Origin of the sequence: Massilia paldalensis, from assembly GCF_044901715.1 — a bacterium.
Taxonomy (GTDB): domain Bacteria; phylum Pseudomonadota; class Gammaproteobacteria; order Burkholderiales; family Burkholderiaceae_D; genus Telluria; species Telluria paldalensis.
This window is the reverse complement of sequence record NZ_JBJCIU010000001.1, coordinates 75,240-101,545: the sequence shown is the minus strand read 5'-3', so window position 1 is coordinate 101,545 and position 26,306 is coordinate 75,240. Positions and strand designations below refer to the sequence as shown.

Below are 26,306 nucleotides of genomic sequence, written 5' to 3'. Positions count from 1 at the left end.
CGTATCGTCCGAAGGCAAGCCTGACCTGCCTTCCACACACACCCTTGCAAGCTGCTGGCTCGCAAGGGTGTGCCATGTTCGCTCCCGCTGTTCCGGCACCATTGCTGCCGCTGGCCACGGCTTACAGTGCCTTTCTTCGAGCGTCAGTTCTTCGGCCGTAGTCCTGTGACTTGCATCTTCGGGCACACCCATCGTGACTTGCATCGTCGCTAGTCAGCCCAGCAAGTAATCTACGCAGTTCGCCCTGAATACTTTTTTCATGTGTGACGAAAGCCCTTCGAATCTCAATGTATGCCCTGTCTTGATTTGGTGACCGTATAACAGCAGGCACAGTCCGAGAAATGCGGAGTCGACGTAACTGACATCCTGGAAACGCAGCACGACATCGCATGGCACCGCGACCGCTGCGGATATCGCCTGTCTGACAGGAGCAAGATTGCGCTGGTTTCTCGGTCCGGTGAGGTCGATGTGACATATGCCATCGCCCTTGCGCACGGAGACGCACGCATTGCGGAACAAACGGCTTTGCGGCCGCGCCAATCGGTACCAACAGCAGGGTATCGCGCGCGACACGAGTAGTTTCGCCAGCGTCATGCCGTCGCCAAAGTACCGGCGCCAGAGAGACGGTTCTTCCTTTATCCTCCACGCCCATTCGAATCCCGCTTCCTGCACCCAGCGGGGTGCGCGTCTTATCGTCCCGGCAGCAAAGTTCACCACGGCGCCGAGATTACTGATGACGGGTGCCTTGATCCTGTGCTGGTTATGCTGCAGCCAGGCCTGCCCTTTCTTCGCGGCGAGTGCAACGATCAGGAAATCCGGCGCGCAGCGGTTGATCTCTTCGATCATTTCCGACCGGCTCATTTCTTCAACCGACCCGAAGCCCGGATAGGACGACCCTACACAGTTGACGCCGCCGTTGCGGGCGTTGACCACCGCCGCAGCCAGGCCGCTTGCGCCGTGTCCCCCACCGAAGAAGTACACGGACATGCGCGTCGTCGTTTCCGCGACGAGCCGCTCAAACAAGGTTGATCCGGCAACTCTTTTGATATCGCTTACGCCAATCAATTTTCCCAACCAGACAAGCGGCACGCCGTCCGTCAAGGACAGATCGCTGCACAGGACGGAATTGCGAAAATGACTGTCGCGATGACTGGCAACGAGATAATTCAGGTTCGGTGTCGATAAAAAGCAACGGGTACGTCGTGCCGATGCCTCCCTCACTTCGAATAATGCCCGCTCTATTGGAATCGCGTCGATTGGAAGTCCAAAAACACAATGCACATCGCGATAAAAATCCGTCCTGGGAAGAGACAGCGGTTCAACGCCTTTCTTTTCGATCAGCGCTTCCTTCCCTTCGTCCCGCATGTCCACCGCCAACTCGACCTCAGCCACTGTCATTCCTTTCCTTCAAAACGAAAGCGCTTTGAGCACCATCGCTTTGCAGATCAAAAAATAGGATCAGTAATTGGTGTATGCACTTACGCCAACAGCGCACAATTCATTCCGCAAAGAAAACTGAATACGCGTTGAATAATGATAGGGAACGGCTGAGTAGTGACTTATGTGGCAGATCAAGCGAGGAAAGGAACCGAATTTCAGGTTTGATTCAATACAAATCGATAGACAACAGGAGATTCTCAAGCAGTAAAAACTGTGCGTAAGATTGCAGACACTGGGTGCGATGCAGAATCCAAAAATAAAATTTCTCGGCACCAATTTCCAATTTTAAACATTTCCTAAAAAACTTTCTCCAATAATATATTCAACACTCAATTTCATCGACAAGACATCAGGAAATTTTTGGAGGCGATTCATTCACCATGAGCAGAGTTCGATAGATGGTTCGGCATCCTTTGACATTCGTCTGCAAGACGTGCCCGCAGATGCAGCAAAACGCTTAACAGGGAAAATCACATGTCCGACTCGATGGATAGGAGCCCAGCCACGCTGGAGCTTGCATTACGCGTGGGAGATATCGTTCTGTTGTGGCTGTCCGGTCATCTGGCTTATTACGTACGCTTTCGCGAGGAAATCACGCAAACACTGTCTCCCTATGCCATCGCCCTGTATCTCGGATGTCTGCTCGCCTATCTGATCCTCCCGAACATGGAGGTTTACACTGCCTGGCGCGGACGCCGGCCGGCAGCGATCTTCGCGCGCCTGGGACTGGCTTGGGGATTGATCCTTTCCATCGGCGTGCTGGCCAGCTTTGCATTCCACATCGCCCCGCAGTTGTCGCGGCTGTGGCTGGCGTACTGGTATGTATCGGGACTCGGATTGCTCGCCGTGTCGCGGTTTGTCGCATTCAACATCATTCGGATGCTGAAAAACCGGGGGTTGTATTGCAAACCGGTCGTCATCGTCGGGTACGGGCCGACCGGGCGAGAATTGCATCGCCGTGCCCTGGAGAACGACTGGTATGGCTACGACGTGCAGGCGGTGTATCTTGACCCGACCCAGGCCGGCTCGCCGATCAACCACGCCCGGCTGCAAGTACTCCCCAGCCTCGAATCGATCGGGGATTATGTGGTCGCCAACCATATCGCAGAGGTGTGGCTGACCCTGCCACTTACCGATTCCGCACATCTGCTGAAACTGCGCAATCTGCTCCGCAACACCCTGGTGGACGTGCGTCTCGTGCCCGATGTCGACAACGTCGAAATTCTCAGCAGCGATATCGTGAGATTCTTCGGTTTTCCCACAATCGATCTGAACCGTCCGCAGATTGCCGGCTCTCACGCGCTGCTCAAGGATTTGTTCGATCGGATTTTTTCCGCCATTGCCCTGGCCTGCCTTGCGCCCCTGTTATTGGCAATTGCATTGGCTGTGAAATGGACGTCGCCCGGCCCGGTGCTTTTTCGCCAACGCCGACTCGGCCTCAACGGAAGAATATTTTATCTGTACAAATTCCGAAGCATGCGCCACGAAACCGTGGAAAACGTCAGACAAGCGACATCGGACGATCCACGCATTACCCCCGTGGGCAGGTTTTTACGGCGTACCAGTCTCGATGAATTGCCGCAGTTTTTCAATGTGCTGCTCGGCGACATGTCCATCGTCGGCCCTCGCCCGCATGCCCTCCAGCATAACGAGATCTATATGCGCAAACTGGAGCTGTACATGCTGCGCCACCGCGTAAAACCGGGCATTACGGGATGGGCGCAGATCAATGGCTATCGCGGAGAAACCGACACCGACGACAAAATGGCCATGCGCGTCCAGTACGATATTCATTACATAAAAAACTGGTCATTCTGGCTCGACGTGAAAATCATTCTGCTGACCGGCATCAAGGGCTGGTCAGGCGCGAATGCTTACTGAGCTCACCCGATCCCGCGGTTCCATATGGATTTCCCGGAGGGACATTGACTTCAGGAGCCCATAAAGGCCGTATTCGCTTGAACGGCGCAACGCAATATATCTGTTCCACAGGAGAATATGATGTACAAGAGAACGCTTTTCAGGCTCGCCGCCGTTTTCTCGACGTGGATAGTCGCAGTCAATATCACCTCGGCCGCAGCATTGCTACAGGCTGCAGGGGCATATCCCGCTGCGGCAGCCACGAGCAATCCCATTACCATCGAAAACGCCAAACCCGGCACATCATCCTGGAAACTCAATAATCCGGCGCTCCAGCACCAGATCGAGGGGTATGTCTCGGCGACCAGCTTCAATCGCGGAGATACCGTTTCCATCTATGTGAATACCGCCGCTACCACATTCAATCTCGACGTTTTCAGGATGGGATATTACGGCGGCGCAGGCGCGCGGCAGGTATATTCGGCCGCGAATCTGAAAGGCGGTACGCAGAAACTGCCGTGTCTGAATCCAGATGGCGTCATCGAATGCGACTGGGTCGTCAGCCATGCTTTCACGGTGCCGGCGGCCACCGATCCCACGCAGGGCAATTATTGGACGAGCGGCGTCTATCTGGCCAGGATCACGACCAACGATTCTGCCAAGAATGACAGTTACATGATCTTCGTCGTACGCGACGATGCCCGCAGCGCATCCTTCGTGGCCCAGTTACCGGTTACCACGTACCAGGCTTATAACTACTGGGGCGGGAAATCCTTGTACACCGGTTGTGTCAACCATACCGCCAGCTGGGCCTGTCCGAACGGACAGCCGAACGCGACGGCCGTTTCCTTCAGCCGTCCGTATACGCCGAGTTCGAACCCGGCCGCGGCCTATGGCGCCGGCGCGGGCGAATTTCTGACCAATGTGCAGACCGTGCAGGAGGGATATCCGATCAGTAGCGCAGCCTTCGACTACAACATGGTGCGCTGGCTCGAGAGACAAGGGCTGGACATCAAGTACATCACCAACCTCGATCTGCACCGCGACCAGAATGTCCTGCACGACGCGGCAGCCTTCGTGTCGTTCGGGCACGATGAATACTACTCGAGCTCGATGTGGAACAATCTCGTGGCCGCCCGGGATTCCGGCATCAACCTGGCATTTTTCTCGTCGAACCAGATCTATTGGCGCGTGCGATTCGCGTCCGGTACCCGTGGCCAGCCGAACGGAATCATGCTGTGCTACAAATATGTGCAGGACCCGATCCCGTCCGGAGATTTGCGTACCGGCCTGTTCCGCGATCTCGGCAAGCCCGAGGCCGCACTGATCGGCGGCCAGTACGTCGCGGCCCCGGTGACGGGGGACATTACCGTCACCAATGCCAGCCATTGGCTGTTCTCCGGAAGCGGCGCTTCGAATGGCACTGTCCTGCGCGGGCTGCTGGGATACGAAGTCAATGCGATCGCGCCGACCGTCTCGCCCGCCAATGTGGAGTCGCTCGCCCATACGACCGGAGACGGCTTCGAAAGCGACATCAGCTATTACGTGGCGCCCAGTTCCGCCCAAGTCTTCGCTACCGGGTCGATGGCCTGGGCCTGGGGACTGGACGACTATGTCGCCAACGGATTGCGGCAGAATTATTCCAGCCCAATTGCGCAGAAAGTCACGGCAAACGTGTTCGATGCGCTCTCGGAAGCGAATCTGGACAGCTTCGTCAATGCGGCCAGCCGGCTTTTCCTGGCCACACCGGAGGGGAACCTCAATCCGGCCCAGGTCGTCCAGAACACGGCACCGACCGGTTTATCCAAGACCAATAAATGGCGCGTCCTCCCCAGCACATCCGGCAAGGTCCGATTGGTGTCGCGCTCGACGGCGCTCTGTCTCGACGCCTATGGGACGGTCGCGGGGGCTGTCGTAGGCGTGTGGAATTGCAATGGCGAACCCAACCAGGAGTGGGTACCGAAGGAAATGGGAAACGGCTATGTGTCGCTGCAGGACCAGCGCTCCGGCTTGTGTCTCGAAGCCCCCTCATCGACTGCGGCCGGTACGGGCCTGTCCCTCGCCCCGTGCGCACAGCGCAGCAACCAGCTCTGGTTCCGAACTGCTACGGAAGGCAGCTTGCCCCCTCTCCCGACGCCACCGACGTCGGACATCAAGCCGAACGTACCCATCACGCTGTCCGACGAAAACAATATCAACATTCTCAGCCTGAGCAATCTGCAAGCAGCGCCGCTCAGCCAGCTCCCGACGGCTGAGCATCCGGAATACAGCCAGTGGCGGCCCACGGCGTCGGCGGAAGCCAGTTATTTCAAGGTCATTTCCCTGGCCAATGGCTTATGTCTCGATGCCTATGGTTTGGCGAGCGGGGCCACAGTCGGTACCTGGGAATGCAATGGCGAACAACAACAAAATTGGCGCTTTGTTCCGCTTGGCAACTCCCTCTATACGCTGGCCGACCAGCGCTCCGGGTTATGCGTCACGCGGGACGGCGCCAATCGCATACAACTGACGGGCTGTCAGGCATTGGCAAGCCAGCGCTGGTTGAAGGCGGAACCTGCCGTCGCGACGCCGACCATGCTGACGTTCACCAACGCAGCGAGCCAGTATTTTCTCGCCGTGCCGGCCAATACGTCGACATCGTCCCTTGTTGCACAGGCGCCCGCTTCGTCCAGCTTTGGCAACCTCTGGCAAGCCACATCGCTGGAAGATGGCTATCTTCGACTGACATCCACTGTCAATGGCCTATGCCTTGATGCTTACGGGACTGCCGACGGCGCAAGTGTGGGAACGTGGGAATGTCATCCGGACGACCAGCAGCGATGGAAATTCATTGAAAGCAATACCGGCCTGAATGCCTTGTCCGATAAACGGTCTGGAAAATGCGTCGGCAACGGTGGCTCATCCGCGGACGGTGCATCGCTGATCCTGGAATCCTGTAACAACACGCTCGGCCAACTATGGCAGAAACAGGTGCAGTAAGGCCGAGTGCACGGACGAGTCCGCTTCTAGATTCGCATATGCAGGAAGCTTGATATTTGCCGTACCTGATTCATCCCACTTCTGTATTACTCGAGTTTCATCCTGTCGATACGGATCGTGCCGTTGACTATCCGACGTTGATCAACCATGAAGATGAAGATATTCCAGGGCTCACTGCTTCAATTGCTTCGCATCATTTCCCTGATGTTACTGTTATCCGCATGTGCGGGTGGTACACGCAGGCACGATGCAAACGATTCCACAAATGCCGCTCTCGCGAAAGCAGAGTTGACTTTCATTACGCCCGACATCGTGCAACGCCAAACGCTCGCCAACAATCAGCGGTCGAACACCGAAGTCGTGCAATTGTTCACCAAGCACGCCGGATCGTACAAACTCGGCAATGGCGACATCCTGTCGATCGTGGTGTGGGGGCATTCCGAACTGACTACCGGCTCCGTGGGAAGCGACGACAACCGCGCCGCTTCCACCGCCAACACCGACTTCAGCGGGCCTGCTGGATTCGTTATCGACGACCGCGGCATGATCACTTATCCCTTTGTCGGGGAAATCAAGCTCGAGGGACTGACCGTCGAGCAGGCCCGTGCCGCGCTCGCGGAAAAACTGACCAGGTACATCAGGAAGCCGAATATCGTCCTGCGCGTCAGATCCTTCAGGAGCAAACGCATCTATGTCGACGGCGAACTCAAGACCCCGGGCCTGCTGACCATCGACGATATTCCCATGTCGCTGGTCGAAGCGATCAACCGTTCCGGCGGATTGTTGCCCACCGCAGACCAAAGCCAGATCAAGTTGACGCGACAGGGCACCACCTACGTGATCGACCTTCCCGAGCTGATGAAAAAAGGGCTGAATCCGACGCAGCTCATGCTGGCGAACGGCGACGTGCTGCGCGTGCCTTCTCGGGACGAAAGCCTGGTGTTCGTCTCCGGAGAAGTCAATTCGCCGCGCGCGATCCCCATGCATGACGGGCGCCTGTCCCTGAGCGAAGCACTCGGCGCCTCGGGCGGCATCAATCCGATCAGCGGCGATCCCGGTCAAGTGTATGTCATCAGGAAGGCGGAACCGAACGCCCAGGTATATCTGCTCAATGCGCGCGATCCGAGCGCCTTCGCGATGGCCGAGCAGTTCATGCTCGCTCCCAAGGATGTCATTTTCGTGGCGGCCACCCCGCTGACCAACTGGCACCGGACGATCAGCAACTTGCTGCCGGGCGCCCTTTCATCCGCCGTCGGGGCAGTAGGAACAAAGCCTTGAGCCCCGTCGCCCCGCAACGGACCATATCGCTTGCTTTCCCACGGCTCGAAACCATGAGGATACGATGAACTTGCTACGGTTGTGGCTCATCCTGAAAGCGCGTGCCCGCACCATCGTGCTCGCCATGATGCTGACCCTCGTCGGCGCGGCCGTCATCGCCGTCGTCGCGCCCAAGACTTACAAGGCGACAACCAGTCTCATCCTTAACTACAAGGGGTCCGACCCCGTGACGGGCAGCGGTACGCCCGCCCAGGCCTCGTCCGGCTATTTCTCGACCTACGTCGCCACCCAGATCGACATCATCAAGAGCCCGGCCCTGGGGCAACGGGTCGTGCGGCGCCTTGGCCTGACGAGCGACCCCGCCTATCGGGCCAGGTATGCGAGCGAAGTGAAGACGGCGCAGGGCACGGAGGGCCTCGCTCTGTGGATCGCGGAAAAACTGTTGGCAAAAATCGACGTCAAGCCCTCGCACGACAGCAGCGTGCTGACCATCATGTTCAGCGCGCCGGACGCCAAATTTGCCGCTGCCGCCGCGAACGCGTTCGCCGACGAGTACAGGAAGATGGTCATCGAACTGGACGCCAAGCCAGCGATGCTGGCGTCCGATTACCTGTACCAGCAATTGAGCGATGCCCGCCGGGCCATGGAAGCGTCATTGGCCGAGATGGCGAATTTCCAGCAAGAGACGGGAATCATCAGTTCGGACAGCATGGCGGACGTGGAGACTGCGCGCTTGAGCGAGCTCTCCTCGCAGCTGGTCGCCGTCCAGTCCAGCTTAATGGAGGCGAACTCGAAGAGCATGCAAGTCATGCACGGCGAAGCCACCGAAGCACCGGACATCGCCAACAATGCCCTGATCCAGAGCCTGAAAAGCGACTTGAGCAAAGCAAGGATGAAATGGAGCTCCGTCACCGAGATCGTCACGCCGGAGCATCCGAATGCCGTCGCGGCGAAAGCCGAAGTGGACTCGATCGAAAAAGAGCTGACCCGCCAGACATCCCTGCTGGGCGCGGCGCTCCAGGCAAATACGTCGATCCTGCTGAAACGGGAAGCGGAATTGACGGACGCGTTCACCCAGCAAAAAAACAAGGTGCTCGACCTGAACCGGAAACGCACGACCTTGACGCTGCTGGGGAAAGAAGTGGACAACCGCAAGCGTGTCTATGACGCCTTGTCGCAGCGCCTGGCGCAAACGAGCATCCAGGGACAATCGCATCAATCCGACGTCGCGATCCTGACCGCCGCATCGGTCCCTGCTCTTCCGAGCAATCCACGCAAGCTCGTCATCGCCGCGCTTGCCGGACTGGCCGGATTGCTGCTCGGCGTGTGTGCCGCGTTCTTGCAGGAATTCCTGGACCGGAGAATTCGTTCCATCGACGACCTGGCATCGATAACGCACACGCCAATCATGGTCGAGCTTGGGCCAGTCAACTCGTCGACGCTGCTGGAAGCGGAGTCGCTGGCGCTTTTACCGAATGGTCATTCCTGAGAGGCTGATGATGGAAAGTCTCGACAACGTGCCTGTCAACCGCGAGGAACATTATGTCCCTCCGGAAGTACGAATGTATTCCGCCATTGGCGCCTATTTCAAGGAACAAGGATTACTCAACAAGGAGCAGGTCGAAAAGGTACTCCGCTCTCAGCAACAAACCGGCCTGCGTTTCGGCGAAGAGGCGGTGCGGCTGGGTTTGCTGACCCAGGGGCAGATCGACCTGATATTGCGCCGCCAGTTCGACGTGAGCACCCTCGCCCTCGGCGAGAGTGCGATCAGCACCGAGGTCGTCGCAGCATACAATCCCGATTGTCCGAGCATCAGCCCGCTGCGCTCGCTGCGGACGATCCTGATGTCCCGGCACACGAAGCGAGGCAGCAGGGGCCATACGCTGGCGATCACGAGCATGCATCCGAAGGACGGACGAAGCCTCGTGGCGGCGAACCTCGCCGTGCTGTTCTCGCAGATCGGCATGCGTTCGATCATTGTCGACGCCGACCTGCGCAATCCTCGGCAGCACCAGCTTTTCGGCATCGCCGCCAAGCATGGATTGTCCATTGCACTGGCACGCCATTCGCTGCAAAGCATGGTCGAGAAGGTCAACGGCCTGGGACCGCTGTCCCTGCTGCCTGCAGGCGCATTGCCACCCAGTCCAGAGCAACTGCTGAACCGACCCGTGTTTGCTCTGCTGCTCGGCGAGTTGCAGAAGGAATTCGACATGGTGATCCTCGATACCCCTGCCGGGATGCATCATATCGAGGCATTACTTGTCGCCGAACAAGCGAGTCATACGCTCGTGCTTGCCCGCAAGGACATGACCCGGTGCGAGGATCTGTCCCGCTTCATGTCCAGCCTCGATGCCGTAAAAGCGAATGTGGTGGGAACGATTCTCCGCATCGGCTAACGCCTGCAGGCCTCCCAAGAACTCAAGACAAGGATGCATGAATGAGTTTCAAACACCATCCATCGATCTCCGTCGTCGTTCCCGCCTTTAATGTGGAGCGATATCTCGAAGAAGCCATGGATTCCCTGCTGGCGCAAACGGAAAAATTCCATGAAATCATCGTCGTGAACGACGGCAGCACCGACGGGACCGCAGAGCGCCTGGCCAGGTATGCCCATGTCGACTCGGTGCATATCGTGCACACGGCCAATCAAGGGCTCGGCCCCGCCCGCAACGAAGGCCTCAGCCATGCGACCGGCGACTTCGTCTATTTCCTGGACTCCGACGACTTCATCCTGCCCCATTTCGTCACGACGATCGACACGATCATCCGGAAGAATCCCAGCGTCGATCTCATCTTCTGTTCGGGCGAGATCTTCTTCGATCCGGAGTATCCCAGCGAAGGCCGCGCCGGTGTCAGGCGCGACGAATTCCGGCGCCGGGTGAGCGGCCTGTATCCCACCGGCCTGGATGCCGTCGCGGCCTTGCTGGCGACCAGGCTGTTCTCGCCCAGCGCCTGCCTGTATGTGTCGCGCCGTTCCTTGTGGAATACCGAACTCAGGTTCAAGCCGATCGTCCATGAGGACGACGAAGTCATCACACGCTTGTGCGCGCGGGCGCGGGTCACCTGCATCAGCAGGAGCGCACTCTATATGCGCAGGATCCGGGCGGGCTCCATCATGCACACGAAGACCAGCCGGCGCAACGCGGCGGGCTACTTCTGCGCGCTGACATCCACCTGGCAAGTCTATGCGGACACCCTGCATGCCAGGCACCGATCCGTCCTGCTGCAGCAATTCCATGCGCAAGCCTGGCAATACCTGCATGCATGCAGGCGTGCCGGGATCGTGCCGCGATTCCACGAACTCCTGTTCCTGTTGCGCCGCCTTCGCCACATCCCCAGGGCAGACCTGTTACGGACGTTGCTGCCGCTCACGTTCAGGCAATGGATCCGCCAGGGAAAGCGGCTGCTTGCCTGATGGGCAATCGCAAGCACGTACGTCATGGACGTCGCCGCAGGGAACCGCACAGGAAGGAAGTACCTCGTGAGTCTCGTCTCCAGCATCAGGTGGGCAGCGGTCTCCCAAGCCGTCAGGATCGCTTCCCAGCTCGTCAGCGTCACGGTACTGTCGCGCATCATGCCGCAACAGGCGTACGGCATATTGGCCATGGCGATGACGATCACCAACCTGGCCTTCCTGTTTCGCGACCTGGGCATGTCGGCCATCATCATCCAGCGCCAGGAATTGACGCAGGAACTGAAATCGGCCGTCCATTCCGTCAACGTCTTCACCGGCTTCGCGACGATGGCCGTCCTGCTGGCGCTCAGCGTTCCGGCCGCGCGCGCATTCCGCGTCGATGAACTGGCCCTGGTCATCGCCGCCCTGTCCCTCATTTTTCCGATCTCCGGATTCGGCCTGCTGGCCCAGGCGCTGATCGAGCGCGATGCGGGATTTCGCCGCCTTGCCCGGATCGAGGTCGCGAGCATGACGAGCGGGCTCGTCACCAGCATATCGCTGGCCCTCAACGGCGCCGGCGTCTGGAGCCTCGTCGGCCAGATGCTGGTGTCGACGCTCGTGACCAATGTCCAGCTCCGGCTCGCGGTCGAGGACAGGACCCGGCTGTCGACCGCGTGGCGGGAGATCCTTCCGGTGCTCCGGCTCGGCCGCAACGTGTCGCTGTTTCGCGTCCTGCTCTATATCGAGCAGAACGCGGACGGCATGATCATCGGCCGCGCCCTCGGCGCGATTCCGCTGGCGATCTATGCGATGTCGTCGAAGATCACCTTGTTCCCCCTGCAAAACATCACGGGCCCCTTGACGCGCGCGCTGTTCCCCGCGTTCAGCCGCAACCAGAACAGCCGCGCTGCCATGGCGGCGACCTACCTGCGATCGGTCGCGGCGATCTGCATCGTCGCGGCGCCGCTCATGGCGGGGGTAGGCATGCTGCGCGCGGATCTCGCCCTGCTGCTGTTCGGCCCGAGGTGGGATGGCATTCCGGCGGTATTGCAATGGCTTGCTCCCGTCGGTTTCCTGCAGGCCGTCACGGCGACCACGGGTGTCGTCTTCCTCTCGCTCGACCGCACGGGGCTGTTGCTCAAGCTCGGCATCGTCGGCTGCGTGCTGCAGCTGACGGCCTACCTCGTCGGCGTGCGCTGGGGCGTACACGGGGTCGCGGCGAGTTTCTTCGTGGCGAACCTGATCAATATCGTGCCGTGCATGGCCTGCGTCATGCGCTGCCTCGAGATCGGCCCGAAACGCATCCTCGACACGGTGGCGCGGCCCTTGATCGCCTGCCTCGTCATGGTGCTCGTCCTGGCATTGATGGACCGGCTGCCGCAGCTGTCGGCGCTGCCGCTGATGCTGGCCTTTCCCATCAAGGCGGCATGCGCGGCGCTGAGCTATTTTCTTGTGCTGGGCATGGTGCTGAAGCAGGATTTGTCGGGCATCGTCGCCCTCGTACGGCCGTCGTAACGACGCGGCCCATCGGCATGGAATCGTCAACAACTGAGGTGATCGATGAATACGGATGTCAGCGTCATTATCCCGGTGTTCAACGGCGAGGCGTTCATCGGCAGAGCGATCGACAGCGTGCTGCGCCAGACGCATCCGGCAACGGAAATCATTGTCGTCAACGATGGATCGACGGACGGGACGGCGCAAGCGCTGGCCCGTTTCGGCGACAGGATCCGCGCGATCCACACCCCGAACCGCGGCGTATCCAGCGCCCGGAACGCAGGATTCGCGGCCTCGACGTGCAGCCTGGTCGCCTTCCTGGACGCGGACGACGAGTGGCACGACGACAAGCTGGCGCGCCAGGTCGATGCGCTGGCGCGCCACCCGCGCTCGGCCCTGTGCTGCTGCGATTACGTCGTGCAGGACGGCGCCGCGCCGCACGCCCAACATCAGCCGCAAGCGCAAGCACATTTTTCGCGCGTCGCGACACGCACGGGCACGCTGCCGGACGACTGGATGCGCGATCCGCTCGCCGCCCTGGTGCAGGGAAATTTCGTCGGCACGACATCGACGGTCCTCGTCAAGCGTGCCCTGTTGAACACGGTCGGGCTGTTCCACTCCCGTTACAAGCAGGCGGAAGACTACGACCTGTGGATACGGTGCGCCCTCGTGACCGAATTCACCGTCATGAGCGAGGTATTGCTGAAGAAAATAGGCCATGACGGCAACCTGACCAACGACCAGATCGAAACCTTCCTCTACCACGAAACGGTGCTCGATGCCCATGTCGCCGGCCGGACCTTCGCCGCCCATCCGGCGCTGCGCTCCGCGGCCCGGCTGGCCCTTGCGCAAACGCGCTACCAGCTGGCCAACCTCTTGTTCGAGGCACGCCGGTATGCCGAGAGCGGCAGCTACTACCTGAAGGCGCTGCGCACGCAGGCATCGCCGAGGAACGTGGGCTTGTTCCTGCATTACACATCGCGAAAACTGGTACGCACGCTGTCGTTCGGCACCCTCCGTGCGAAAGCGGCGTGAACGCCCGACCTGCGACCCATTCGACCAGCCAACAGGAGCGACCATGGCGACCTTCGACGTTCTGATGCCGGTAAAAAATGGCTTGCCTTACCTGCACGAAGCCATCGACAGCATCCGTCGTCAAACCTTCACGGATTGGCGCATGTTCCTCGTCGACCATGGGTCCACGGACGGCAGCCTCGACGTCGCATATCGCGCGGCCGAGGCCGACAAGCGCCTCGTCGTGATCGAGTGCCCGGCAACACACGGTTTTTCGCGGCTGTTGAACGAGGGCCTCGCACGCTGCGACGCCAGGTATGTGCTGCGCCAGGACGCCGACGACGTGTCGCTGCCCCATCGCATGCAGGTACTGGCGGCGGCCTTCGAAGCCGATCCCGGCGTTGTGCTGCTGGGGTCGCAAGGACAGGTGATCGACGGCGCAGGGCGCGTCACGGGCCGCTTCGGCATGCCGCCGGCCCCGGAGCGCATCGCCGCCCTGTCCTTCTTCCGCATTCCTGTCCTGCACCCGGCTGCCGCCATGCGGCTCGACCAGGTCGTCCGCCTGGGCGCCGCCTACGGTCGCGATTTCGTCGGGGCCGTGCCCGATGGAGAGCGGCTCGAGGTGTCCGGCCTGGCGGAGGATTATTTCCTGTTCGGCCAGCTGGCACTGGTCGCCCGCTGCCGCAACGTCAAGGAAGACCTGCTGCACTTCAGGTGGCACGACAACAACATCAGCAGCAGGAAGCACGCCGAGCAGACACGGATCGCCATCGCGATCTCGCGCTATCTCGCCAGGACGTTCGCGCTCCTCAAGGACGTTCCCGCCTTCGATCCCGCGCCGATGTGCAACCATGGGTACAGGCTCGTGGACATCCGCGGCCGCGATCGTTTCGACCGCGAATTCGAGACGCTGCGCGACAGCCTGGCGCGGGGACTGGGCCGCTCCCCGGCACTGGACGCCGAACTGGACTTCCGCCGCTGTTTCGTGCGCCGCCACGCCGCCGCCATGGTGGGGCGCTACCTCCGCCACGCGGCACGCCGCGGCACCGACCGCTCGGAATGGTACACGGTCAAGTCCTGGCTGATGCACCGGTCGGGCGTCGCCGGTCGGACGTCCGGAACGCCGGCGCTGGTGGCGATCGACTAGCGCATGGACGACGCCATGACCTTCCGCACACTCGCCGGACAGCCTGCCGGCGCCGTCCATGGCCGCGCCGTGACGGCGGCGATCGCCCTGTCCGCGCTCGCCATGGGGGCCGGGATTCCCGCCTACCTGGCGGTCGTGGGCGACGGCGCCGCGGCGGTGTGCGCGCTGCCCGTGACCGTGGCGCTCGCCGCCCTGTTCTTCGCCCGCAAGAAGACCTTCTTCTTCCTCGTGCTCGCCGCCAGGTCGGCGTGCGACCTCGTCTTCGAATCCGTGCGGGCCTCGGTCGCGGGGGGAGGACCGGGCATCGGCGGCATCGTCAATGCCAGCATCATCGGGATCGCGCTCTTCATGATATCGAAGGACGAGGTGGTGCGCAGGAAGCCCTTCCTGATGGCGTGGGCATGGTTCTTCTGCACGACGGCCTACGGCTTCCTGCTCGCGCCGTCCAAGGGAGAGAGCCTGCGCCTCATCCTTGCCTGGGTATCGAACTTCGCGGTGTTCTACTGCGCGGCGACGTTCGTCACGTCCATGAAGGACTTCAGGACAGTGCTGCGGGTGATCGTCGCCTCGTCCCTGATCCCGGTCGCCTACGGCATGGTCCAGGTTGCCCAGGCCGGGCTCGGGGCGCTGTCGAGCAGCCGCATACAGGGGACCTTCACCCACCCGAACATCTTCGCCTTCTACCTGGCCTTCGTGATCTGTATCGTGTTCTACCAGCTGAAGTCGCCGCTCCAGGGCGGCGGCATGGTCAGGAAAACGGCCCTCGTCGCCTGGATGGCCGTGTTGTCCGGCATGCTGGTGTGTACCCAGACCCGCAGCGCCTGGCTCGTCTGCATGGCGATGTTCCTGTGCTTCGGCGTGTTGTTCGAGCGCCGCTATCTGCTCTACCTGCTGGTCAGCTGTTGCCTCGTGCTCCTGGTGGAACCGATCCGCGACCGCATCATCGACCTGAGTGCGCCCGAAGTGGTGACGAGCCAGACCAAGCTGGATTCCTTCCGCTGGCGGGTCGAATTGTGGACGGCGGCGCTCGAATGGATGGACCCGAAGCGCGCCCTGTTCGGCTACGGCATCGGCGCCTTTTCCGAGAACGCGCCCGTGTTCTTCGCGCGCGGCGACGGCATCCACTGGGATGCGCACAATGTGTACGTGCAGTGGTTGTTCGACGTGGGCCTGCTCGGCCTGGCCGCCTATGTCTGGATCCATGCCCGGCTGCTCTACCTGCTGCGGAACCTGGCGCAGGTCGACCGCATGCTGCGCTTCATCGTCATGGTGACCGTGGTCAGCTACCTGACGGTGTCCTTCTCCGACAACATGATTTTCTATCTCGCATTCAACTGGTACTACTGGCTATTCCTGGGCGCCGTGTCGTCGCTGCCGGGCGTGCCGGTCGACGCGCCACGGCCGGAGCAACCAGGACAGGAGTCCGCCAGCGCCTTCGTCGTCTGCCGGTAGCGGATGCGATGCGATGCGATCGACAGGCCGGCCTGCCGGCAAACAGGAGGTGAGCGTGACCAGGAATCGCCAAGGAAGGAATGCCGCATGGGGCGTGCTCCTTGCCCTCGTGTCGGTGACGCTGCTCACCCACGCCGAGCGCAAGCCGTCCGCGCGCAAGGACGGCAAGGAAGGCCAGGCACGCCAATGGGGCAGCTTCGATAAGCCCTTCGCGGCCGACTCGCCCTGGAACAGCCGCCCGGTCGACCCGGTGTTCGGCGACGCGACGATCCCGGCGGCAAAGTATGCCCCGGCGATCGAGTCGGGCAAATGGTCGACGGGCGTGTTCCAGGCCCCGTCCGGCAAGGGGGCGCCGGTCACCATTCATGGTCCGCCGGACAAACCCGGTTTATGGCGCGTCGACGACCGCAGCTTCGAGGACATCGTGCTGCCCCGCTGGCCGGAAGACGTCAAGCCGGCATCCGGCAGCGATGGCCACGCCGAAGTCGTCGACGCGGCGGCGGGCATCGTCCACTCGTTCTGGAAGCTCAGGTTCGAGCAGGGCAAATGGATGGCGGACCAGTATGCCTGGACCAGCCTGGGCGGCTCGGGCTGGGGAGATCCCGCGCACGCGATGCAGGGGGCCCGGGCCGCGGGGGTATCGGCCATCGGCGGCCTGATCCGCACGAAGGAGGTGAACGACGCCCAGCCGCTGTACCGCCATGCCTTGAGCATGTCGCTGCCCACCACGGCACTGGCGCCGGCGCCCGCTTACATCCAGCCGGCGACGTCGGCCGACAGGGACGCCAAGGCCGTCAACACGGGCCGGATTCCCGAAGGCGCCTTGCTGATGCTGCCCGCCTCCTTCGATACCGCGGCCATCGACGATGCGCGGATCAGGAAGATCGCGGAGACCCTCAAGGTGTATGGCGCCTATGTCGTCGACCGCAACGATGCGACGGGCTTCGTCATCTACAGCGAAATCGATAGCGGACTCGAGCTGCATAAACACATGTGGAATAGCCAGGACGTGGCCGACCTGGAAAAGATACGCGTCGCCTTGCGCCAGGTGACCGGGGCCAGGCAATGGGTCGATGGCGACGGCAAGGTGCGCCAGCAGGATCCGCGCCCCAACCTGCTTTCCATGCGCGGGCCCTGGACGACGACGGCAGGCCGTGCCAGGACGTCCTTCGACTCGTGGTCGCAAAGCCTGGTGCTCGAAGGGGCCAGCGACGGTGCCGTCGTGACGAAAACCTTCGCCGATGAGGTGACCGAAGTCAGCTGGGCCAAGCCGGCGCCGGGCGAGCGCTACAAGGTCGCCTGCCGCGCCACGGGCGGCGCGACGTGCCGGCTGCAGGCGCGCCAGGCCGGCGCCGGCGACAACGTCGTCGACAGCGGCGAACTGGCCGACAAGGAGACCGCGCAATTCACCTGGCCGGCCGGCAAGGCAACGGTCGTGCTGACCACGCGCGCGCGCAGCCCCGGCGCAACCATACGCATGCTGCTGACCCGCCAATAAGCGGTAGTGTGGCCGGCAGCGTACCCGGCAGTGTCGGTGGCCGCGCACGGTCCGCCCCTTCCGGCACGTCTCCATCAGCAGCGCCGGTCCCCCGGCGCTCCCCTCTTCAACGGGGCGTAAGCAGGAAGGCGCGCTGCTGCCCGCTGCCGTTGATGCCCTGGCCGATGATCTGGCCGGCGTTGTTGACGGCCTTGATGTTCTGCAGCTGCCAGCCCGCGTCCCTGACGCCGGCGACGGTATTCAGGTCCACCAGGCTGCCCGTGCTGGCCTGCCAGAAGAAGACGGTGCTGCCGCCGTCGGCCTGCATGGTGCCGACGATGTCGCCATCGTCGTTGATGCCGGCAAGCGAAGTCACGTCGCCGGCGATCACCGAGGCGATATCGGCTACTACGCCCTGGCGATAGCGGAACGGCCGGCCGTAGCCGCTGAAGCCGACCAGCTCTGCCGCGGTATTGAAATCGACGGGCGCCATGTAGTACGGGAAGGCGGGGCCGTCGGGAATGGAAGAGATCCTCACGGTGGACGCGTCGCGCAGGTTGTAGAGCAGGGTCGATTCACGCGAATTGCCGGAAAATGCCATGATCACGCCGCCGTTATTGATTTTCAGCCCCTTGGAAATCTTCGCTTGCAGGTCGATGGGCGCGCCCGTCTTCCTGGCAATGTAATTGCAGCTCGCGACGGGGCTCATGCAGTCGCCTTGGCTCGTGCCGCGGTAATAGATCAGGATGTCGCCCGCATCGTTGATGTCCTGGACCTGCTTGACCGCGGTAAACGGCAAGACGATTTCGCTCAGGCTGCTGCCGTCGGACGAGAACATGCGCGCGCTCGCGATGTCGCCGCCGGTCGAGCTGCTGCCCACGATCTGGCCCAGGTTATTGATCGCTACGGCGGCGCTGCTATCGTTCCCCGCCAGCACGCCGAGGTTGCTCATGCGGCCGTCGCGGTAGACGAAGGCGCGCTGCGCGCCGCCGGCCAGGCGGCTCCAGCCGACGACGCTGCCCGCATCGTTGAGGGCGGCAACGCTGGTTTCATCGCCGCCGAGCGTGCCGAGGTCGACGATCGTCCAGTCGCCGGCAGGCTGGGTCAGCGTCGCGGAGTAACTGCAGGACTTGTCCACGCCGGGAAGCGGATCGCCGAACACGGCATTGCCGCACTGGACCGGTCCCGTCGCCGTCCGGTAGGCGAAGCTGCCGTCGGCGCCGTAGCGCACGCGGCGCAGGCCGGAAAACGCGCACTGCTGGTCCTCGGCGGCGCAAGCGATCCATGGATCCGCGGGCATGCCGTCGTACGCGACGCTGCAGGCCTTGTCGGCCCCGGGCAGCGGATCGTCGAACACGGCATTGCTGCAGCGGACCGCTCCCGTCACGTTGCGGTAGACGAAGCGGCCGTCCGCGCCGTAGCGAACGAGACGCGTGCCCGTCACCGTGCACGTCGCCTCTTCGGCCGCGCACGGGGTCCAGGCAGTGGGCAGCGGCGTCTCCAGCGCCAGGCTGCAGAACTTGTCGACGCCCGGGGCGGGGTCGCCGAACGTGGCGTTGCCGCACTGCGCGGGCCCCGTCACCGTCTTGACCGTATAGCTGCCGTTCGCCCCGTAGCGCACCTCGCGCGTGCCCGCGAAGTCGCAGGACTGGTCTTCCAGCGCGCACTGGCGCCACGCGATGCCGGACGTTTCCGCCTGCGCGAGCAGCTTGGCGGATGTGTGCGCCTGCCCGGCGTCGTTCGATCCATTGCCGCATGCAACCAACACCAGGCACCACGCCATGGACACTGCCCCGGACACGCCCCATCGCCCCCATTTCCTCATGATTTCCTCTCTGCGAATAGCTGCTCGATGAAAAGGATTCCAGCACGAGGCATTGTCATTTGGCCGGTGGCGCGAAACCCTGATCCATTGCAAGTGCTCCACCCGTCGAGATCAATATGATCGAAGTATTTGAATGGCAGAAATGGCTACGGTGCAATTCGTACGTCCGATCGACGATCGCCAGATCGGCATGCGAGGCGGGTTCATCTGGCCTGGAGACGGTCGGACGTCCATAATGCTGAGCGCCATCATCGGCTGGGTTCATCTATCATGTAGGCTCAGCAAGCCCGCGGCCTTTGCCGCGCGTTCCATTTTTGTGAGAATTTATGTACCGTCGTATCGAAGCACGCATCGTCAATCCCCTGCTCGGCTCTGAAATCCCGGCGCCCCGTTATGAAACGAACGGATCGGCCGCCATGGACCTGCGCGCATGCATTTCCTCCCCGCTATCCATTCCCGCCGGCGGGCGCGCGCTGGTCCAGACCGGGCTGGCGCTGAACATGATGGATCCGGGCCTGGTCGCGGTGGTCGCGTCGCGCTCGGGCCTGTCGCTCAAGCATGGCGTGCGCGTGGCGCAGGGCATCGGCGTGATCGACTCCGACTACCACGGTGAAATCGGCGTCATCCTGGCGAATGACGGCAGCGAGGACTACGTCGTGCAGCCGGGCGACCGGATCGCGCAGCTGATGTTCCAGCCCGTCGTCCAGGTCGCGCTGCAATTCGTCGAGCACTTCGCCATCGCCACGGAACGCGGCGAGGGCGGCTTCGGCAGCACCGGCAAACAATAAGACAAACACAAGGAGCAGCATGACCCTCACCCGCCTTCTTCGCCCTGGAGCATCCCTCATCGCCGCAGCGCTGCTGCTGTCGGCCTGTGCCACGCAGGCGCCGCGCCAGTCGCCGGCCATCCCCGGCGGCGTCGAGCGCCCGGCCGAGGCGCCCGGCCTGACGCCGCAGATGGCCGCCGCCGCCGACACGCTGACGAAGATGGCGGACCTGCAGGACCGCCTGTACAAGGTCGCGGCGCCCCTGCTGATCCAGAACGCGGAACTGTGCAAGGGCCAGGCCCGCAACCTGCTCGGCTTCACCGCCAAGAACCGCTGGTCGTATCCGGGCGAGTACAACGAAGCGGCCCACGTGGCCTTCGGCATGGACGAACACCTGCAGGTGACGGGCGTGCTGGCCGGCAGCGGCGCAGCGCGCGCGGGCCTGCAGGTCGGCGACGTGCTGCTCGCGGCCGGCGGCAAGCCGCTCCCGGTCGGCAAGAATGCGCTGAGCGAAGCGGGCACCATCTTCGCCAGGATCATCGCCACCCAGGCCAGCCTGCCGATGAGCATCGAGCGCCGCCGCACCGAACGCGACATCGCGATCCCCGTGACGCGCGCCTGCGCCTTCGCCATCGAACTGGGCAACGCCGACAATATCAATGCCTACGCCGACGGCAACCGCGTGCTCGTCACGCGCGGCATGATCGGCTTTACCCGCAACGACGAAGAACTCGCCTTCGTGCTGGCGCGCACGATGGCGCACAACCTGCTGAACCATCCGGCCACGCAGCGCAACCAGGCCACGCTGGCCAGCGTCATCGACAACCTGCGCAGCATCACGCCCGATACCTCGCTGCTGATCGGCAGCGGCGGCATCAAGGCCATGCCGGCCGACGCCGACGCCGCGGCCGACCGACTGGCGACCTACCTGGCCGCGCGCGCCGGCTACGACCCCACCCGCGCTCCCGCCTTCTGGCGCCGCCTGGCCGACACCTATCCGCCCACGGTGCTGAACGGCTATAGCGCCAACCACCCGGCGCTGGCGCAGCGCCTGGCGGCGATCGACAAGGCCAACGGCGAGATCAAGGCCAAGCGGGCCGCGAAGAAGCCACTGGTGCCCTAAACGTCCGCTTACCCCGTCGCCCCTGCGCAGGCAGGGGCCCAAGTTGCGAGTAGCTCGCAGAAATCGGGCCCCTGCCTGCGCAGGGGCGACGGTATGTTGAAGAGACATCTGCAGCCAGCCCCGCCTCCTTGTATCATTGTCGATTCCGCGCCGGACCACGATAACGATAACGACAATGAATTCCGCCAACCTGCTGCGCCTGTTTTCCCTTGCCGCCATCTGGGGCGGTTCCTTCCTCTTCATGCGCATCGCCGCACCCGTGCTGGGGCCCGCGGTACTGATCGAGTTCCGGGTGCTGCTGGCGGCCCTGTTCCTGGCGCTGGTCGGCCTGGTGCTGAAGAAGCGCCTGCAATTGCGCGCGCACTGGAAGCATTACTTCATCCTCGGCTTCTTCAATTCGGCGCTGCCCTTCCTGCTGTTCGCCTTCGCCGCGCGCACGCTGTCGGCGTCCGTCCTGTCCGTGCTGAACGCCACCGCGCCCATGTGGAGCGCGCTGCTCGGCGCCGCCTGGACGCGCCAGGCCATCGCACCGCGCACCCTGCTGGGCCTCGTGCTGGGCACCGTGGGCGTGGCCCTGCTGGTCGGCTTCGACCACGTGGCCAGCCGCGACGGCGCCGGCATCGCGATCGGCGCGGCCCTGCTGGCGGCGCTGAGCTATGGCGTGGCCAGCCTGTATGCGCGCTCGGCGCCGAGCGTGGATGCCTTCGCCAACGCGCACGGCACCATGTGGACCTCGGCCCTGATGGTGCTGCCCGTGCTGCCGTTCTTCCCGGCCAGCGGCAGCCCCACGATCGGCATCGCCGCCGCCGTACTGGCGCTGGGCGTGCTGTGCAGCGGCATCGCCTACCTGCTGTACTTCCGCCTGATCGAGGAAGTCGGCACGACCTCGGCGCTCACGGTGACTTTCCTGAATCCGCTGTTCGGCATCCTGTGGGGCACGCTGTTCCTGGGCGAGATCATCGGCTGGTACACGGTCGCGGGTTCGGCCATCGTGCTGGTCGGCACCGCCCTGGTGACGGGTTTCAGCCCGCGCTGGGGCCGCGCGGCGCCGGCCGGCGCCGGCAGCGGAACGGCATGCAAGTGAGTACGCGCTTCGCCATCGCCCTGCCGGCCGGCTACGTTCCCGCCCACGCCCTCGCCTTCCACGGCCGCGACGCGAACGGGCCCGCCGAACGCGTCGAGGGAACGCACATCCGCAAGGCCGTCCTGCTGGATGGCGTGCCGACGCTGCTCGACCTGGCCATCCACGACGACCATGCCGACTGCGCCATCGATGCGGACGGCCCCGTCGCGGCGCGGGCCCGCGCGGCGCTCGTCAACATGCTGGGCCTGGCCATCGACCCGGCGCCGTTCGCGGCCATGGTCGCCGGCGACGCGCTGTTCGCCCCGCTCGTGGGGCGCCATCCGGGCCTGCGCGTGATCCAGGCGGCCACCGTGTTCGAGGCCCTGACCTGGGCCGTCATCGGCCAGCAGATCAATCTCGCCTTCGCGATCGCGCTGCGGCGCAGCTTCATCGAACTGGCCGGACGGCCCCATGCGAGCGGGATGTGGTGCTATCCGGAAGCGGCCGATGTCGCTCGCCTCGACGCCGACCAGCTGGGCATGCGCAAGTTCTCGCGCGCGAAAGCGGAAACGCTGCTGCGCCTGGCGCGCCTGGTGGCCGACGGCGACCTGGACCTCGAACGCCTGCTGGACGAACACGGCGCGGCCGGCGCCGCCGAGCGCCTGCTGGCCATCAAGGGCATCGGTCCCTGGACCGTCAATTACGCGCTGCTGCGCGGCTATGGGTATCCGGACTGCTCGCTGCATGGCGACGTGGCCGTGCGCAATGCGATCGGGCGCCTGCTGGGTGGCGCGGACGGACCACGCCCGGACCTGCGCGAAGCGGAAGCATTCCTGCTGGCGTATCGCCCGCAGCGCACGATGGCCGCCGCATATTGCTGGGCCAGCCTGGGCGCCCCGGTCGCCTGAACGGTACCGGTCCATGGCAGGGTGGGCACCACCGGGCGCCGACGTGACGCGAGCACTTGGTGGACACATGGTGCCCACCCTGCGATTGGCTCCAGTCACGCATCCCAGCGCGGCAATCCGTCGAACTGCTGCGCCCCCTCGCCCGAAAAACGGATCAGTTCGGACAAGGGCACGGTCGCCAGGTTGTCGCGCCCGTAGTGGCCGCCCAGCGCGCTGGGAATCCTGAGGCAGTACTTGCGTCCCGCCGCCAGCGGCCCCAGCGTGGATTCGGCCAGGCGCACGCGTTCCGGCATGTACCAGTCGTCCAGGAACTCCTGGTTGTACGACAGCGCATCGAGGGCGGCGCGGTCCTCGGCCACGGGTTCGCAACACAGCTGCTCGGGTGACAGGCGCCAGTACGTCCCGTCCTCGTCGCGCATGATCAGGTGGCCGAAGGCATTCTCACCCAATACCTCGACGGCATTCAGGCCGACCCAGCCCCACGCTTCATTGATTTCTTCCACGGTAATCATCGTCATGCTCCGCAAGAAAAGCCGGCAGCGCAGCCGGTACCCCTTCGACCGGCCTGGACGGCAGCGGTTGCGGCGATGCGGTGAGAGATTGCGACGCGTCGAGTCCGCCATGGATGGCGGCCTGAAAATGGAAAAGCCGTTGATCCTGAACAGGTATCAACGGCTTCGAATCTGGTTGCGGGGACAGGATTTGAACCTGTGACCTTCGGGTTATGAGCCCGACGAGCTGCCAGACTGCTCCACCCCGCGTCTGATGCTTTGCATTATACGCAGCTTCCCCTCTCTTGGCAATGGCAGTCTCTTTTTCCGAGAATCCGGAGCATGGAATTTTCAACTGCGGCCCGCCCGTGCGGGGCGTGTCGCGCGCCGATTGCGGTACGGCAGGGCGAGACGGTGGTAAAGTAAGGGCAACATTCAAACTGCGTTTTATTCCATGAAATTCTGCTCCGAGTGCGCCCATCCGGTCACGGTGGCCATCCCCGAAGGCGATAACCGGCCGCGCTACGTGTGCACCCACTGCGGCACCATCCATTACCAGAACCCGAAGCTCGTGATCGGCTCGATCCCAGTCTGGGAAGCGGACGGCGAACTGAAGGTCCTGCTGTGCAAGCGCGCGATCGAGCCGCGCCACGGCTACTGGACGCTGCCGGCCGGCTTCATGGAAAACGAGGAGACGACGGAAGAAGCGGCCGTGCGCGAGACGGAGGAGGAAGCGGGCGCCAACGTCGAACTGGGCCCGCTGTTCACGCTGCTGAACGTGGCCCACGTGCACCAGGTGCACCTGTTCTACCTGGCGCGCCTCGTCGACCTCGATTACGCGCCGGGCATCGAAAGCCTCGACGTGCAATTGTTTTCGGAAAAAGAGATCCCCTGGGACGACCTCGCCTTCCCGACCATCCGCACGACGCTCGACCATTTCTTCGCCGACCGCGCCCGCATCCGTGCGGGCAGCCAGGACGGCTACGGCTTCCACACGCAGGACATCACGCGCCCCATGCGCGCGCCCGTGCAGCCGGATTGACCCTCACCCATCGGACCGCACCATGATCCCCTGGCTCGAGGCAAACACCCCCTTCCCCGACGTCTCCGAGGCGTTGACCACGGACGCGCCCGGCCTGCTGGCGGCCGGCGCCGACCTGTCGCCGCAGCGCCTGCTGCAGGCCTACCGCAACGGCATCTTCCCCTGGTTCTCCGAAGGCCAGCCGATCCTGTGGTGGAGCACCGACCCGCGCATGGTGCTGTACACGGACCGCTTCAAGGTCAGCGACAGCCTGAAGAAGACGCTGAAGAAGGTCGAGCGCTCGCGCCTGGAGGGAGGACGATGGGACGTGCGCTTCGATTCCGCCTTCGAGGACGTGATGCGCGCCTGCGCCGCGCCGCGCAAGGACGGCCCCGGCACCTGGATCTCGGAAGACATCATCGCCGGCTACACGGGCCTGCACGCGATGGGCCACGCCCACTCGTCGGAGGTCTGGCTGGACGGCGAACTGGTCGGCGGGGCCTACGGCGTCTCGATCGGGCGCATGTTCTACGGCGAATCGATGTTCGCGCGCGTCTCCGACGCGTCCAAGGTGGCGCTGGCCTACCTGGTGGCCTTCCTGCGCAGCCATGGCGTACGCATGCTCGACTGCCAGCAGGAGACGGGCCACCTGGCCTCGCTGGGCGCGGTGCCGATCGCGCGCCGCGATTTCCTCGCCCACCTGCGCCAGGCCATCGCCGAACCGCAGATCGCACGGTGGGAAGTCGCGTCACCGTTGACCACCTAACGGTGCGCGCCCGCGTCTTTGGCTACAATGGCGTCAAACGTCGTCTCGAGAGCATTGCATGACGCACCTAAATGACCTGCCATTTTCCACGCTGCAGTTCTACACCACGGCACCCTATCCCTGCAGCTACCTCGACGCGCGCCAGGCGCGCTCGCAGGTCGCCACGCCGTCGCACCTGATCAACGCGGACGTCTATTCAGAACTGGTACGCAACGGCTTCCGCCGCAGCGGCATCTTTACGTACCGGCCCTATTGCGACGGCTGCCGCGCCTGCATCCCGGTACGGGTAACGGCCGAACAGTTCACGCCCAACCGCAGCCAGCGCCGCGCCTGGAAGCGCCACGGCGACCTCGCCGCCATGGTCGCCAACCTGTCGTTCTCGGACGAGCACTATGCGCTGTACCTGCGCTACCAGACCACGCGCCACGTGGGCGGCGGCATGGACCAGGACAGCCGCGACCAGTACGCCCAGTTCCTGCTGCAAAGCCGCGTCAATACGCGCCTGGTCGAATTCCGCGAGCCGGACGGGACGCTGCGCATGGTCTCGATCATCGACGTGCTGTCCGACGGCCTGTCGTCCGTCTACACCTTCTTCGACCCGGACGTCGAAGGCGCTTCCTACGGCACCTACAACGTCATGTGGCAGATCGGCCAGGCGCGCGAGCTGGGCCTGCCCTACGTCTACCTCGGCTACTGGATCGAGCAGAGCCCGAAGATGGCATACAAGATCAATTTCAAGCCGCTGGAAGCGCGCATCGACGGCGAATGGGGCGTACTCGACCAGTAAGGGCGTGGCCGCATGGT

General features: G+C 63.2%; 21 protein-coding genes and 1 tRNA gene. 18 read left to right on the top strand and 4 right to left on the bottom strand.

Features of this window, described 5'->3' with window-relative positions; all coding sequences use genetic code 11:
* Nucleotides 1–213: 213 nt before the first annotated feature.
* Complete coding sequence (locus ACI1V7_RS00465) at nt 214–1,398, bottom strand: WecB/TagA/CpsF family glycosyltransferase (RefSeq protein ID WP_404529834.1); 1,185 nt, start codon at nt 1,396–1,398, stop codon at nt 214–216.
* 516 nt (nt 1,399–1,914) lie between these two features.
* On the opposite strand from ACI1V7_RS00465, the gene ACI1V7_RS00460 reads away from it, so the two are divergent.
* The 11 genes from ACI1V7_RS00460 (at nt 1,915) to ACI1V7_RS00410 (ending at nt 17,559) form a co-directional block, all read left to right on the top strand.
* The gene (locus tag ACI1V7_RS00460; RefSeq protein WP_404529833.1) at nt 1,915–3,321 is read left to right on the top strand and encodes an undecaprenyl-phosphate glucose phosphotransferase; all 1,407 of its coding nucleotides are present in this window, start codon (nt 1,915–1,917) and stop codon (nt 3,319–3,321) included.
* A gap of 117 nt (nt 3,322–3,438) precedes the next feature.
* Nucleotides 3,439–6,279, top strand: coding sequence for a N,N-dimethylformamidase beta subunit family domain-containing protein (locus ACI1V7_RS00455; RefSeq protein ID WP_404529832.1), 2,841 nt, complete (start codon nt 3,439–3,441; stop codon nt 6,277–6,279).
* Nucleotides 6,280–6,426: 147 nt separating this feature from the next.
* Nucleotides 6,427–7,557 (top strand): polysaccharide biosynthesis/export family protein, encoded by a 1,131-nt coding sequence (locus ACI1V7_RS00450; protein ID WP_404529831.1) that lies wholly within the window; start codon nt 6,427–6,429, stop codon nt 7,555–7,557.
* A gap of 64 nt (nt 7,558–7,621) precedes the next feature.
* A complete protein-coding gene (gene epsF / locus ACI1V7_RS00445; RefSeq protein ID WP_404529830.1) occupies nt 7,622–9,046 on the top strand; it encodes a chain length determinant protein EpsF in 1,425 nt (474 codons plus the stop codon).
* Nucleotides 9,047–9,053: 7 nt separating this feature from the next.
* Entirely contained in the window at nt 9,054–9,953 is a 900-nt protein-coding gene (locus ACI1V7_RS00440) for a chain length determinant protein tyrosine kinase EpsG (RefSeq protein ID WP_404529829.1), read from the top strand.
* Between the two features lie 41 nt (nt 9,954–9,994).
* Complete coding sequence (locus ACI1V7_RS00435; RefSeq protein ID WP_404529828.1) at nt 9,995–10,972, top strand: glycosyltransferase family 2 protein; 978 nt, start codon at nt 9,995–9,997, stop codon at nt 10,970–10,972.
* A gap of 24 nt (nt 10,973–10,996) precedes the next feature.
* Entirely contained in the window at nt 10,997–12,466 is a 1,470-nt protein-coding gene (locus ACI1V7_RS00430; RefSeq protein WP_404529827.1) for a lipopolysaccharide biosynthesis protein, read from the top strand.
* A gap of 45 nt (nt 12,467–12,511) precedes the next feature.
* The gene (locus ACI1V7_RS00425; RefSeq protein WP_404529826.1) at nt 12,512–13,483 is read left to right on the top strand and encodes a glycosyltransferase family 2 protein; all 972 of its coding nucleotides are present in this window, start codon (nt 12,512–12,514) and stop codon (nt 13,481–13,483) included.
* 43 nt (nt 13,484–13,526) lie between these two features.
* On the top strand, nt 13,527–14,609 hold the full coding sequence (locus tag ACI1V7_RS00420; RefSeq protein ID WP_404529825.1) for a glycosyltransferase family 2 protein: 1,083 nt from the start codon (nt 13,527–13,529) through the stop codon (nt 14,607–14,609).
* A 15-nt stretch (nt 14,610–14,624) separates the two neighbouring features.
* Complete coding sequence (locus ACI1V7_RS00415; RefSeq protein ID WP_404529824.1) at nt 14,625–16,061, top strand: O-antigen ligase family protein; 1,437 nt, start codon at nt 14,625–14,627, stop codon at nt 16,059–16,061.
* 55 nt (nt 16,062–16,116) lie between these two features.
* Nucleotides 16,117–17,559, top strand: coding sequence for an Atrophin-1 multi-domain protein (locus tag ACI1V7_RS00410; RefSeq protein WP_404529823.1), 1,443 nt, complete (start codon nt 16,117–16,119; stop codon nt 17,557–17,559).
* A 106-nt stretch (nt 17,560–17,665) separates the two neighbouring features.
* Here ACI1V7_RS00410 and ACI1V7_RS00405 read toward each other — a convergent pair whose 3' ends face one another.
* On the bottom strand, nt 17,666–19,321 hold the full coding sequence (locus tag ACI1V7_RS00405; RefSeq protein ID WP_404529822.1) for a hypothetical protein: 1,656 nt from the start codon (nt 19,319–19,321) through the stop codon (nt 17,666–17,668).
* A gap of 368 nt (nt 19,322–19,689) precedes the next feature.
* Between ACI1V7_RS00405 and dut the strand changes: the two genes are divergently transcribed.
* The 4 genes from dut (at nt 19,690) to ACI1V7_RS00385 (ending at nt 23,224) form a co-directional block, all read left to right on the top strand.
* Nucleotides 19,690–20,151 (top strand): dUTP diphosphatase, encoded by a 462-nt coding sequence (gene dut, locus ACI1V7_RS00400; protein WP_404529821.1) that lies wholly within the window; start codon nt 19,690–19,692, stop codon nt 20,149–20,151.
* Between the two features lie 19 nt (nt 20,152–20,170).
* Nucleotides 20,171–21,253, top strand: a complete 1,083-nt coding sequence (locus tag ACI1V7_RS00395; RefSeq protein ID WP_404529820.1) for a M48 family metalloprotease — start codon at nt 20,171–20,173, stop codon at nt 21,251–21,253.
* A gap of 175 nt (nt 21,254–21,428) precedes the next feature.
* Complete coding sequence (locus ACI1V7_RS00390; RefSeq protein WP_404529819.1) at nt 21,429–22,337, top strand: DMT family transporter; 909 nt, start codon at nt 21,429–21,431, stop codon at nt 22,335–22,337.
* Entirely contained in the window at nt 22,328–23,224 is an 897-nt protein-coding gene (locus ACI1V7_RS00385) for a DNA-3-methyladenine glycosylase family protein (RefSeq protein ID WP_404529818.1), read from the top strand. Before ACI1V7_RS00390 ends, ACI1V7_RS00385 begins: the two co-directional genes overlap by 10 nt.
* Before the next feature lie 95 nt (nt 23,225–23,319).
* Here the strand turns inward: ACI1V7_RS00385 and ACI1V7_RS00380 are convergent, their stop codons facing one another.
* On the bottom strand, nt 23,320–23,742 hold the full coding sequence (locus ACI1V7_RS00380) for a T6SS immunity protein Tdi1 domain-containing protein (RefSeq protein ID WP_404529817.1): 423 nt from the start codon (nt 23,740–23,742) through the stop codon (nt 23,320–23,322).
* A 166-nt stretch (nt 23,743–23,908) separates the two neighbouring features.
* Nucleotides 23,909–23,985 (bottom strand) — tRNA-Met (locus ACI1V7_RS00375).
* A 184-nt stretch (nt 23,986–24,169) separates the two neighbouring features.
* Here ACI1V7_RS00375 and ACI1V7_RS00370 point away from each other — a divergent pair.
* Genes ACI1V7_RS00370 through ACI1V7_RS00360 form a run of 3 tightly spaced genes read left to right on the top strand, consistent with a single transcriptional unit; the run spans nt 24,170 to nt 26,289 of the window.
* On the top strand, nt 24,170–24,757 hold the full coding sequence (locus tag ACI1V7_RS00370; protein WP_404529816.1) for an NUDIX hydrolase: 588 nt from the start codon (nt 24,170–24,172) through the stop codon (nt 24,755–24,757).
* Between the two features lie 22 nt (nt 24,758–24,779).
* On the top strand, nt 24,780–25,502 hold the full coding sequence (gene aat, locus ACI1V7_RS00365) for a leucyl/phenylalanyl-tRNA--protein transferase (protein ID WP_404529815.1): 723 nt from the start codon (nt 24,780–24,782) through the stop codon (nt 25,500–25,502).
* A 58-nt stretch (nt 25,503–25,560) separates the two neighbouring features.
* A complete protein-coding gene (locus ACI1V7_RS00360) occupies nt 25,561–26,289 on the top strand; it encodes an arginyltransferase (RefSeq protein WP_404529814.1) in 729 nt (242 codons plus the stop codon).
* The last annotated feature ends 17 nt before the right edge of the window (nt 26,290–26,306 follow it).

What these genes read in the sequence shown, in the direction of transcription:
- ACI1V7_RS00435 (WP_404529828.1), top strand. Translation starts at nt 9,995, where the DNA reads ATGAGTTTCAAACACCATCCATCGATCTCCGTCGTCGTTCCCGCCTTT.
- ACI1V7_RS00430 (WP_404529827.1), top strand. Translation starts at nt 10,997, where the DNA reads ATGGACGTCGCCGCAGGGAACCGCACAGGAAGGAAGTACCTCGTGAGT.
- ACI1V7_RS00380 (WP_404529817.1), bottom strand. Translation starts at nt 23,742, where the DNA reads ATGACGATGATTACCGTGGAAGAAATCAATGAAGCGTGGGGCTGGGTC.
- aat (WP_404529815.1), top strand. Translation starts at nt 24,780, where the DNA reads ATGATCCCCTGGCTCGAGGCAAACACCCCCTTCCCCGACGTCTCCGAG.
- ACI1V7_RS00425 (WP_404529826.1), top strand. Translation starts at nt 12,512, where the DNA reads ATGAATACGGATGTCAGCGTCATTATCCCGGTGTTCAACGGCGAGGCG.
- ACI1V7_RS00405 (WP_404529822.1), bottom strand. Translation starts at nt 19,321, where the DNA reads ATGGCGTGGTGCCTGGTGTTGGTTGCATGCGGCAATGGATCGAACGAC.
- ACI1V7_RS00370 (WP_404529816.1), top strand. Translation starts at nt 24,170, where the DNA reads ATGAAATTCTGCTCCGAGTGCGCCCATCCGGTCACGGTGGCCATCCCC.
- ACI1V7_RS00360 (WP_404529814.1), top strand. Translation starts at nt 25,561, where the DNA reads ATGACGCACCTAAATGACCTGCCATTTTCCACGCTGCAGTTCTACACC.
- ACI1V7_RS00460 (WP_404529833.1), top strand. Translation starts at nt 1,915, where the DNA reads ATGTCCGACTCGATGGATAGGAGCCCAGCCACGCTGGAGCTTGCATTA.
- dut (WP_404529821.1), top strand. Translation starts at nt 19,690, where the DNA reads ATGTACCGTCGTATCGAAGCACGCATCGTCAATCCCCTGCTCGGCTCT.
- ACI1V7_RS00465 (WP_404529834.1), bottom strand. Translation starts at nt 1,398, where the DNA reads ATGACAGTGGCTGAGGTCGAGTTGGCGGTGGACATGCGGGACGAAGGG.
- ACI1V7_RS00385 (WP_404529818.1), top strand. Translation starts at nt 22,328, where the DNA reads ATGCAAGTGAGTACGCGCTTCGCCATCGCCCTGCCGGCCGGCTACGTT.
- epsF (WP_404529830.1), top strand. Translation starts at nt 7,622, where the DNA reads ATGAACTTGCTACGGTTGTGGCTCATCCTGAAAGCGCGTGCCCGCACC.
- ACI1V7_RS00415 (WP_404529824.1), top strand. Translation starts at nt 14,625, where the DNA reads ATGACCTTCCGCACACTCGCCGGACAGCCTGCCGGCGCCGTCCATGGC.
- ACI1V7_RS00455 (WP_404529832.1), top strand. Translation starts at nt 3,439, where the DNA reads ATGATGTACAAGAGAACGCTTTTCAGGCTCGCCGCCGTTTTCTCGACG.
- ACI1V7_RS00440 (WP_404529829.1), top strand. Translation starts at nt 9,054, where the DNA reads ATGATGGAAAGTCTCGACAACGTGCCTGTCAACCGCGAGGAACATTAT.
- ACI1V7_RS00390 (WP_404529819.1), top strand. Translation starts at nt 21,429, where the DNA reads ATGAATTCCGCCAACCTGCTGCGCCTGTTTTCCCTTGCCGCCATCTGG.
- ACI1V7_RS00450 (WP_404529831.1), top strand. Translation starts at nt 6,427, where the DNA reads ATGAAGATGAAGATATTCCAGGGCTCACTGCTTCAATTGCTTCGCATC.
- ACI1V7_RS00395 (WP_404529820.1), top strand. Translation starts at nt 20,171, where the DNA reads ATGACCCTCACCCGCCTTCTTCGCCCTGGAGCATCCCTCATCGCCGCA.
- ACI1V7_RS00420 (WP_404529825.1), top strand. Translation starts at nt 13,527, where the DNA reads ATGGCGACCTTCGACGTTCTGATGCCGGTAAAAAATGGCTTGCCTTAC.